9 protein-coding genes are annotated in these 10,985 nt (G+C 28.7%); 7 read left to right on the forward strand and 2 right to left on the reverse strand.

Annotated elements, in window-relative coordinates; translation table 11 throughout:
- Positions 1-322 precede the first annotated feature (322 nt).
- Positions 323-931: a hypothetical protein gene (locus tag FP421_RS01265; RefSeq protein ID WP_159946813.1), complete on the forward strand. Its 609-nt coding sequence runs from the start codon at positions 323-325 to the stop codon at positions 929-931.
- Positions 932-1,104: 173 nt separating this feature from the next.
- Complete coding sequence (locus tag FP421_RS01270; RefSeq protein WP_159946824.1) at positions 1,105-3,546, forward strand: mechanosensitive ion channel family protein; 2,442 nt, start codon at positions 1,105-1,107, stop codon at positions 3,544-3,546.
- Positions 3,547-3,585: 39 nt separating this feature from the next.
- Here the strand turns inward: FP421_RS01270 and FP421_RS01275 are convergent, their stop codons facing one another.
- Positions 3,586-3,954, reverse strand: coding sequence for a Na(+)-translocating NADH-quinone reductase subunit F (locus tag FP421_RS01275; RefSeq protein ID WP_159946826.1), 369 nt, complete (start codon positions 3,952-3,954; stop codon positions 3,586-3,588).
- Between the two features lie 3 nt (positions 3,955-3,957).
- On the reverse strand, positions 3,958-5,310 hold the full coding sequence (locus FP421_RS01280) for a DEAD/DEAH box helicase (RefSeq protein ID WP_159946828.1): 1,353 nt from the start codon (positions 5,308-5,310) through the stop codon (positions 3,958-3,960).
- A 111-nt stretch (positions 5,311-5,421) separates the two neighbouring features.
- Between FP421_RS01280 and FP421_RS01285 the strand changes: the two genes are divergently transcribed.
- From FP421_RS01285 to FP421_RS01305, 5 genes are all read left to right on the forward strand, one after another.
- A complete protein-coding gene (locus FP421_RS01285; RefSeq protein WP_159946830.1) occupies positions 5,422-6,186 on the forward strand; it encodes a TatD family hydrolase in 765 nt (254 codons plus the stop codon).
- On the forward strand, positions 6,179-6,577 hold the full coding sequence (locus FP421_RS01290) for a hypothetical protein (RefSeq protein ID WP_159946832.1): 399 nt from the start codon (positions 6,179-6,181) through the stop codon (positions 6,575-6,577). Before FP421_RS01285 ends, FP421_RS01290 begins: the two co-directional genes overlap by 8 nt.
- 8 nt (positions 6,578-6,585) lie before the next feature.
- Positions 6,586-7,077, forward strand: a complete 492-nt coding sequence (locus tag FP421_RS01295) for a methylated-DNA--[protein]-cysteine S-methyltransferase (RefSeq protein WP_159946834.1) — start codon at positions 6,586-6,588, stop codon at positions 7,075-7,077.
- 53 nt (positions 7,078-7,130) lie between these two features.
- A complete protein-coding gene (locus FP421_RS01300; protein WP_159946836.1) occupies positions 7,131-10,508 on the forward strand; it encodes a hypothetical protein in 3,378 nt (1,125 codons plus the stop codon).
- A 79-nt stretch (positions 10,509-10,587) separates the two neighbouring features.
- Positions 10,588-10,974: a hypothetical protein gene (locus FP421_RS01305; protein ID WP_159946838.1), complete on the forward strand. Its 387-nt coding sequence runs from the start codon at positions 10,588-10,590 to the stop codon at positions 10,972-10,974.
- The last annotated feature ends 11 nt before the right edge of the window (positions 10,975-10,985 follow it).

A 10,985-nucleotide genomic window follows, 5' to 3' on the forward strand; every position in this document is an offset into this window, starting at 1 on the left:
AGAACATCTTTTTACCATGAAGTACTTTGGCATAATAATCTACTTTAGTAGTTACTGATAAGTTGGATAAAAGAGCTTCTGGTATAACTCTCAATAATTGATTTACTGAAATTTTATGATCTTTAAAAACTGACATAAATAGCTGATTATCAGATAAAAAGATACGTAAATATTATCAAATAAACAAGCTAAATAGTTGATTTTTAGTTTCTTAAATAGTAATTTATTGTGTTTTATAAAACAAAAAAGTCGGAAGAAAAATCTTCCGACCATGACTAGCTGTTTAGCCTGCTTTTTTTATTTTAGTATAATATTGTAACCTATGATTTCTTTCTTTTTAAAAGCCAAACATTGGCAACTATTTCTTTTATTATTCGGAATTCCATTTCTGTTTCAATTTGTGTTTTTTGTAAATGTTTTTTCTAGTATTGATATGGAAGTTGGTCCAAATCCTAATGAGTTTTTCAACTTCTTTAGTTATTTTCCAATGATTTTAATTCTTTTTGCAGCAATATTCTTTGGGTGGTTTTGGTCAATGGCAATAGGTTTGCAGCATAAAATACCAGACACTATTAAAATGAATGTAAAACGATTTAAATTCTTCTTTTTTGTTCTATTAATTTACATTTTACTACTAAGTTTTTTGATGAGTAACTTTTTAAATAGTTCTTTAACAACAATGCAAGAATCAGAAGTGGTTTCAATTATTCCGTATTTTACAATCATTATTCCGATGCATTTATTCTCGATGTTTTGTATGTTTTATATGTTGTATTTTGTTTCAAAAACAATTAAGACAGTTGAGTTACAAAGAGAATTACGATTTAGCGATTTTACTGGTGAATTCTTTTTGCTATGGTTTTATTTTATAGGCATTTGGATTATTCAACCAAAAATTAATAAAATGGTAGCAAATGATATTACTATCTAAAGAACAACACTTTCTAACTATTGATTTTTTAAGTTTAAAAAACTAACTTAGCTAACTTTTGTTGTGAGTCTTAAAAAGATATGATATCTGTAATATTGTTGACACATTTTTTAAAAACAATACAGCTAAACAGCAGTTTAGAAGGTGTAGGTTAGATTAATAAAAACTTAAATATGAATTTACCTTTTTCGAATAAAACCAACTATTTATACTTTTTTTTAATTCTATTTTTTTCAATTCATAGTTTTGCTCAAAACAAATCAAATGTTGTTAAAGACTCCGTAAATATTGAATCACCCAAGGCAATTTCAAGTGTAAATATTATAGAAGAAATTGAAATTGCTACAGAAAAAGTTAAGGACATAAAAAGAAAAACGCAATCAAAATCTTCTATTGTAAATATTGATTCAATTTACCCTGCTTACAAGGTATTTGTCACTAAAAAGCGTCGACAAGCTAAAAAATATATTTCTTCGAGTCCTAACAAACAAAAGGTAAATAATTTACTTAATGAGTGGAATCGTTATTATGAATATTTAAAATCTTGGGAAACTACTATTAATAATCAACTAGAAAAAAATAGTCTGATTTTAAATGATGTAACTTTTGATAAAAAGACTTGGGAATTAACTCTAGAAGAAGCTAAAACTCAAAATATCCCTTCAGAAATTGTAAAAAGTATTGGTGCTATTCTAGACGACTTTGAGGGTTTAAAAAAATCAATTAGAAGTCAAAACAACAAAGATTTAGTATTAGAATCAAAGATCAATTATCTAATGCTTATCACCAAAGATGTGATAGAAAAAATAAACAATTTAAAAAATACTAAAGCCTATAACATTTTTTACAAACGACACAATGTTCTATGGAATATCTCCTTTAAAAAAGCAAAAACTTCTGAAGATGACACAGGTGAAAAAACATATTTTGGAAGTGTCTCATTAGATTTTTTAAAAACCTTTGAAGGCTTATTTTATTTCTTTGGATTTCTAATAATCGTTTTAATATATTTTATTAATTACTTAAAAAAAGGTTTTGATACTTATCAGCCAAAAGATGGTCAAATAGAAGTAAAAACAAAGTCAATAATTTACAATCAATCTAGACTTGTTATCGTTTTCTTAAGTTTAATTTTTGCTAAAATAGTATTTCCAACTTTACCAGATATACTAAACAATCTACTTACGTTATTTTTGTTGCTTGCTACTATTCCAATTGTAAAACCTTTTATATCAAAAAAGTTTGAACCTATAGTTTATGTTGTTATTCTATTTTTCGCTTTAGATGGTGCAAAAACATACATTTGGTTTGAGTCTTATCAATATCGTATCTATTTATTAGTTGAGGCTTTTTTAGTGATTATAAGTCTCTATTATTTTACACATCCATACAAACAAATAAAAGCACTTACAAAAACTAAGTTGTCACAGTTTTTAATTAAACTAACACCAATATTTTATGTTTTAGTAATAGTATCCATACTATCTAATATTTTAGGGTACACTAATTTAACGGATATTACCTTAAAGATTTTTACACAAGGAGTTGTTTTAAGTGTAATATTTTATGGTGTTTTAAGAATTTTTGAAGCTATTTCATTAGCTATTACACATCGTCATTACAGTATAAAAGGTTCTTTTGATGTGAATAGGAAAATTAAGGTAGAATCAAAGTTAACGATGTATGTTAGACTCATCACATTTGTAATTTGGGTACTACTATTTTTACAGATTTTAGACCAATTAAACCCAATAATTAATTTCTTTAGTGATATATTAAGTGAGCCTTATATTATTGGTAATATTTCATTTACAATAGGTTCTATTGTAGCATTTTTATTGATTTTAATTTCTTCTTTCCTTATTACAAAATTAATTTCTTTTGCACTTGATCAAGGAGATACTACATTAAAGTTTTTGCATTTGCCAAAAGGAATTCCAAGAGCTATTTCTGTAATTTTACGTTATTTAATTTTGGCTTTTGGGGTAGTTTTTGCTGTATCATCACTAGGTGTAGATTTAACCGAGTTTAATCTTATGGCTGGTGCTTTAGGACTTGGTATTGGTTTTGGATTACAAAACGTAATTTCAAACTTTGTATCTGGACTTATTCTTATTTTTGAACGTCCAATTTTAACAGGAGATACAGTAGAGGTAAATAACCTTATGGGAACTGTAAATAAAATTGGAGTACGCTCTTCTAAAGTCAGTACATTTGATGGTGCTGATGTTGTTGTACCTAACAATAATCTTGTTTCAAATGATTTGATAAACTGGACTTTATCTAGTAGTTTAAAACGAACGGAAATATTGGTTGGAACCTCATATAGTTCTGATCCAAACAAGGTTTTAGAGCTTTTATTTGAATGTGCAAACAACCATCCAAATACTGTAAAAGACCCTAAGCCAAATGCTTTATTTAGTGATTTTGGTGATAATTCACTAAACTTTAGATTGCGTTTTTGGACTCATTTTTCAGTAGGTTTACAAACTAAAAGTGATATATCAGTAGCGATATATAATACGTTTAAAGAGCATGGTATTGAAATACCTTTTCCACAACAAGATGTATATATTAAAGATTTTCCTAAACCTGAAAAAGATACAGATAAATAAAATTATTGTAAGATAGAATTAAGGAATAGGTTATCGAAACTATTCAATAATCTTTACAAAATCTTCAAAAGCTACATAATAAGGTTGGTCTTTAAAAACCGGACTTTCCACACTTTCTGCATTGGCAATTCCTACGCCTGCAAACCACACTTTTGCGTTTTGTTTTATAGCGTGGTTTTTAAAAGTTTCCATCCAAATGGTATCATAATCTGCATTTGGGTTTTGTAGGTTTTTGGTAGCTTTTACCAAAACAAAAATAGTAGGTTCTCCTTTTTTAAATAATACAAACTGAGGGTGCCTTTTTAACTGGCTGTTTATCGCTTGAAATTCGTACCCCATTTTAGTGAGTTTTTCACCTACAATATTCATTGCTAAATTATGCAATTCTTGTGCTGTTAAAATCTGCATGATTTATTTCTTTTTATTACGTCTGTTGTAATTTTTATCTCCTCTTGTTTTAGGTTTTTTGTACTTCTTTGCAATTTCCCTTCGGTAAGAACCACCTAAATTAACTTTACTGTTCTTTTCGCTTTTTTCATGAAATGCAGGTCCAGGAACATATTCTAAACCAGTTCTGTTTTTAGATTGCTCACGGTCTTCTTTAGGGCGTTCATCTTCGGTTAAGAGTTTAGAAATTTCAACATCTTCAGGTATTTCTAAAACAGGAATCTGATAATTCATCAAATCTTCTATATTTTCTTTTGCTTTTTGTTCTTTTTCTGTTGAAAACAGAATAGTTTTCCCTGCTTTTTCAGCACGACCAGTTCTACCAATTCTATGCATATAATTTTCTGGGAAATCTGGAGTGTCAAAATTAAAAACATGAGAGACTTCATCAAAATCTAAACCACGAGCCATAACATCTGTAGCAACTAAAATTCGGTTATTGCCTTCATCAAATTGTCTTATAGAACGTATTCTGTAATTCTGAGTTTTGTTAGAGTGTATCACACAAGTTTCGCTACCAAAAACCTCTTCTAAATGTTTAAATAATAAATCTGCACTTCGTTTAAAAGCAACAAAAATTAAGACTTTATTATAGGTCTGTTTATCACTTAATAGGTGATTCAGTAAATTTACTTTGGTAAAAAAATTAGGAACATTGTAAGAAACTTGCTCAATATTATCCAAAGGTGTTCCACTTACAGCAACAGAAATCTTAGTTGGGTTTTTAAAGAAATCGTAAATCAAATCATCAACATCTTTGGTCATTGTTGCAGAAAATAATACGTTTTGTCTTCTAGCAGGAATCACATCAAAAATATTCATCAACTGAAAACGGAATCCCAAATCTAACATTACATCAACTTCATCAATTACTAATTTCTGAATCGATTTTAGTTTTAAAGCATTGCTCAATGCTAAGTCATACAAACGCCCTGGAGTAGCTACAATAATATCTTGTCCTTGTAAAATGGCTTGTTTTTGAGTATTGATATTTGTACCACCATACACACCTAAAACACGGGTGTTTATATATTTTGATAGCTTTTCAATCTCATCAACTACTTGTACAACCAACTCACGAGTTGGTACTAAAACCAAAACTCTTGGATGTTGTTGTTTAGAAAATTTTAAATCTTGCAGAATAGGCATCATGTAGGCAAAGGTTTTACCTGTACCCGTTTGTGCAATTCCAACTACATCTTTTCCTGATCTTACTACAGAAAATGCTTGTTCTTGAATTGGAGTTGGGTTTACAAAACCCAAATCATCAACAGCATATTGTAATTGTTTAGAAATCCCTAAATCTTCAAAAGTCATCACCAAATATTTTTTGCAAAGGTACGTTTAAAGTTTTGAGTTCTAAATTCTTGAATTAAGATTTAAATCGATGGTATTTTAGTAGTTTTGTCTTCGTAAAAATCCATACAAATGATTACAGATACGCATACACATTTATATTCTAGCCAGTTTGATGAAGATCAAGAAGCAATGATTCAACGAGCTAAAGATGCTGGTGTTTTACGATTTTTTATTCCTGCAATCGATTCTACTTATACTGATAGGATGATGGAATTAGAACAAAATTTCCCAAAAGATGTGTTTCTAATGATGGGTTTACATCCAACATCAGTGAAAGAAAATTACAAAGAAGAGTTAGCACATGTAAAAACATGGATAGATCAAAGAGATTTTTACGCCATTGGAGAGATTGGGATTGATTTGTATTGGGATAAAACGTTTTTAAAACAGCAACAAGAAGCATTTAGAACTCAAATTCAATGGGCAAAAGAGAAAAAATTACCCATTGTAATTCATTGTAGAGATGCCTTTGATGAAATTTTTGAAGTACTAGAAACTGAGAAAGACGATGATTTATTCGGGATTTTTCACTGTTTTACAGGAACAAAAGTTCAGGCAGAACAAGCTATTTCGTACAATATGAAATTAGGAATTGGAGGAGTAGCAACCTTTAAAAATGGAAAGATTGATCAATTTTTAAACGAAATAGACATCAAACACATTGTATTAGAAACAGATGCACCCTATTTAGCGCCAACTCCATTTAGAGGAAAACGAAATGAATCTGCTTACATTACCAACGTGGTAGATAAATTGGTTGATATTTATGGACTTTCTTTTGAGGAAATTGCCAAAATTACGACTCAGAATTCTAAAGATGTTTTCAATGTTTAAAATTTTTATTTTTGTTATTGTTTTGATGCTTTTTGTAGGATGTATCTCAAAAAAAAATACTATACAATTTAAAGGTATTTATCAATCATCAAAAATTGATGATTATTACTTTTACCTTAGATTTTATGAAAATGATACTGTTATTGAAACTTCTTCAACAGGAAAACCAAGGCATTTAAAAAATTGGTTTAATAAAAATAAAGAAAGTATCTCAAAAGGAAAATACTACTTAAAAAATGATAGTTTATTTTTTGAAACAAAATCAGATTATGGAATAATATTATACAAAGGGTGCTTTAAAAATGGAAAGCTATTGCTAAAACATTACAGTAAAATAAATCAGCATAAGAGTTTAAATGTTTATTCTTTTAAAAAAATTAACTTTAGGTAAAATAGTATTTGAAAACTCAAACCACATACTACAAAACACCTATAGGAATTGCAGAAATTGTTGGTGATAAAAACGGAATTCGATCAGTTTCTGTTTTAGATGATGATGCTATTGCAGAATCCATTCTAAATCAAAAAACACCAGAATGTTTAAAAGAGTGCATAAATCAATTAGAAGAATATTTTAAAGGAAAAAGAACCACTTTCAACTTACAATTAAATCCAAAAGGAACCGATTTTCAAAAAAAGGTATGGAGAGCTTTATTAGAAATTCCTTTTGGTAAAACCAGAACCTATTTACAACAAAGCAAGACTTTAGGTGATGTAAAAGCCATAAGAGCAGTAGCATCTGCAAATGGTAAGAACCCAATTTGGATTATCATTCCTTGTCATAGAGTTATTGGGTCAGATGGTTCTTTAACAGGTTATGCAGGTGGTATTTGGAGAAAAAAATGGTTGTTAGCGCATGAAAATCCGGTAAAACAACAATCACTATTCTAAGAATAGTTTACATTAAAAAAACTATTTTTACGTTAGTTACGTTTCTTATTTAGATGCTTCAAAAATATCTTTTTTTTATTTTTTTATGTGTTGGATTTTCTATCCAATCACAAACTGTATCTAAAGATTTTAGGGTTAAAAATATTGAGGTTAAAAAAGATACCATTCAATTAGATTCTGTGGCATTGAATCCGCAGAAATTTAAAATTTTTGATGCGAGTTTACAATTGATTCCAGAATCAAAATATCAAATGGATTTTTCTAATGCAATCTTAATCATTGATGCAAAAAAGTATCAAAAAATTACAATAGAATATTTTAGGTTACCAGATTTTATTACCAAAGTTTACACGCCTTTTGATGAGAATCTCATTTTGCCCAATGAGACCAATACTGGTAAATTATATAGTTTAACCACGAATAAAAAAGCATCCGAAATTAAACTATTTGATGGTTTACAAACCAGAGGTTTTATCACTAGAGGAATTACTACAGGAAACAATCAAAATGCAGTGACCAATTCTTCTTTAGATTTAGAAATCTCAGGAAAATTATCTAAAAATGTAGGATTGAGAGCCAATATATTTGATACCAATATCCCAATTCAACAAAATGGATATTCTCAAAACTTAACTGATTTCGATCGTGTTTTTATAGAGCTTTTTAGCAAGAATTGGAAAGTAAAAGCAGGAGATATTTCGCTTCGAAATAACGAAAGTTTTTTTATGCCCATACAAAAACAAATTGCAGGTTTACGAGTAGAAGCAAACATCAATAAGAATTTAAAAGTAGCAGCATCTGGAGCTGTAGTTCGTGGTAAGTTTAACAATTACAGAGTTACTGGTAGAGAAGGAAATCAAGGTCCGTATAAAATTTTTGGGGTTAATAATGAACCTGCCATTTTAATTATTGAAGGTAGTGAACAAGTTTTTATTAATGGTGAAAAAATTCAAGGTGGGGCAGATAAAGATTATACGATTGATTATAATTTGGCAGAAATAACATTTAATACCACATTTCCCATTACTAACGATATGAGAATTGTTGTAGAATTTCAATATGCAGATCGAAATTATACTCGATTTTTAACTTACGAAGAAGTAGAGTATAAATCTGACAAATGGAATTTTAGCGGATATTTTTTTAGTGAGAATGATGCTAAAAATCAACCTATACAACAAAGTTTAACGGATGCTCAAAAACAAATTTTGGCAAACGCTGGTGATGATACTAATGCAATGGTTTCAGAAAGTGCTTTTGTAGATGCTTTTGATGAAAATAAAGTATTGTATAAAAAAGTAACACAAGGAGCTGTTGAGGTTTTTGAATATTCTCAAAATCCTAATGACATATTGTATTTTGTTACATTTACCAATGTTGGTCAAAATAATGGAGATTATGTTTTAGATAGAAGTACTGCAGTTGGAAATATTTATTTGTATGCAGGTGTTAATCAGGGTAATTTTAGTCCTATTGTACGATTAACTGCACCAAATAAATTTCAAGCATTTGTTTTTAAAACCAATTACAACTCTCAAAAGAAAACAAAAATAGATGTAGAACTTGCAGTAAGTAATAATGATGCAAACTTATATTCGTCAATAGATGATGCTAATAATGTTGCACCAGCTGTAAAATTGAATTGGGAACAAGTATTACTTGATAGAAAGTGGCAATTAAAAAGTAAAATTTCTCATGAGTTTGTCCAAAAAAACTACACTATAGAAAACAGGTGGGAACCAATAGAATTTAATAGAGATTGGAATATTTTAACCAACAATGCAACAAAAAACTATTTTCAATCCCAACTCACACTTCAAAACAAAAAAAAGGACTTTATTCTCTATCGATTCAATCATTTGAATTACTTAAATACTTTTAATGGTAACAAACACGAGGTACAATCTAAAATGAATTTAAACAAAACTACTTTTTATGTTGATGGTAGTTTTTTAGAGAATACATCTACCTTAGAAGACAATTCTTTTTATGTAGTCAAGGGGAAAGTTGAACAAGATTTTAATAAAAAATGGTTGGGTGCATTTATCAATTTTGAAACCAACAGCAGACAAAACATCAATACCAAAGATTTTATCAATACCAGTCATCGATTTAAAGAATATGAGGCTTATTTTGGTGTTGGTGACAGTACTAAAGTTTTTGCGAAATTTGGAGTAAACTTAAGAACTAATGATAGTATAAAATCGAATGCTTTTACAGAAATTAATGATAGAAGAACTTTTTACGTAAATAGCAGATTAATTAAAAATAAAAACACCAATTTAAATATTTTTGCCAACTATAGATTCACAAAAAATCAATTTACTGAAGATGAGAAAACTTTGAATTCTAAAGTTGTTTTCAATCAGAAATTATTTAAAAATTTCATCAATTTAAATACAGTTTATGAAACTTCTTCTGGTAATGTTGCAAGACAAGAATTTATTTATGTAAAAACAGAACCTGGTTTGGGGTATTACACTTGGATTGATTACAACAATGACGGAATTCAAGATTTTGATGAATTTGAAATTGCAGAATTCCAAGATCAAGCAGAGTATTTGCGTTTGCCAAAACCTAACTTGAGGTTTATAGCCACCCAAAGAGCAAAATTTACACAATTATTAACGTTAAATCCAAGAGTTTGGAGTACCAAAAACGGACTTTTAAAAGTGATTTCTAAATTCAATAATCAAACTTATTTAAGTGTAGAAAATGAGCAAGAACGTATTGGAGATTCTTTTAACTTTAATCCTTTTCAATTGAATGAGGATGATTTAATTGGGTTAAGTTTTAATGTAAAGAACAGTTTGTATTTCAATAAAAATCTTCAGAATTATAGTACAACATATACCTATGGTAAAAATAGAAACAAGCAACAATTTTTAATTGGGAGTCAAGAGAATAATGTTGAGCTTCATCAAATCGATTTTGCACATCAATTTAAAACATTTTGGTTGTTTGAGTTGATGGGAAAAACATCAGAAAATGATTTGCAAACAGAAAATTTTAACAATAGGAATTCTACCATAAAAGCAAGTGAAATTCAACCAAAAATAAGTTTTTTGTACAATAAGAACAATCGTTTTACAGCATTCTATCATTATAAAAATAAAGAAAACACATTACAAGATTTCGAAACACTTCATCAACAAAAATTTGGAGTTGAATATTTTTATATCAGTAAGAAAAAGAACCAGATTTCTGCGAATGTAAATGTGTTTTTAAATGATTTTACAGGAAATACAAATACACCAGTAGCCTATCAAATGCTAGAAGGTTTGCAAGCAGGTAAAAATTATACTTGGAACTTAATTTTCAACCAAAAACTGAATTCCTTTTTAAATTTGAATTTAGCTTATTTAGGAAGAAAGAGTGAGAATTCTAAAGCAATTCATACAGGAAGTGTACAATTAAGGGCTATTTTTTAGTTAAAATTTTAGCTATCTAAACTGTTAAGTAACAATTATTACCTAATCTATACGTATTTTTTCTTTTCTTTGTAAGCAGATGCGTGTACTAATAGCCATACTTTTATCCAACTTAATTCTTTTACAGAGTTTTAATATTGGTTTAGAAGACTTTTCTAAGATAAAAGTCTTGTTAGAGCATGCACAATATCATCAAGAAACTTATGGTGACTCTATGATTGATTTTTTGGTAGAACATTATGGAGATAATGAGAACAATGCTCCAAATCATAAAGAGCATAAAGATTTACCTTTTAAGCAAGATTCTCTTAACCACAATCATTTGCCTTCTGTATTCACCTTAAATTCATCAGTGTTAAAACTGAAGCAAAACATAGCGATTCAAGTTAAAAAAAATTATTTTTACAAAGAATCCTCTTCTTTATTTGAAAAACCATCCGTTTTTCAACCTCCCAAATTCGCATAATTCTATAGTAA

The sequence above is a fragment of the Polaribacter septentrionalilitoris genome (genome assembly GCF_009832745.1).
In the GTDB taxonomy this organism is placed as follows: Bacteria; Bacteroidota; Bacteroidia; order Flavobacteriales; family Flavobacteriaceae; genus Polaribacter; species Polaribacter septentrionalilitoris.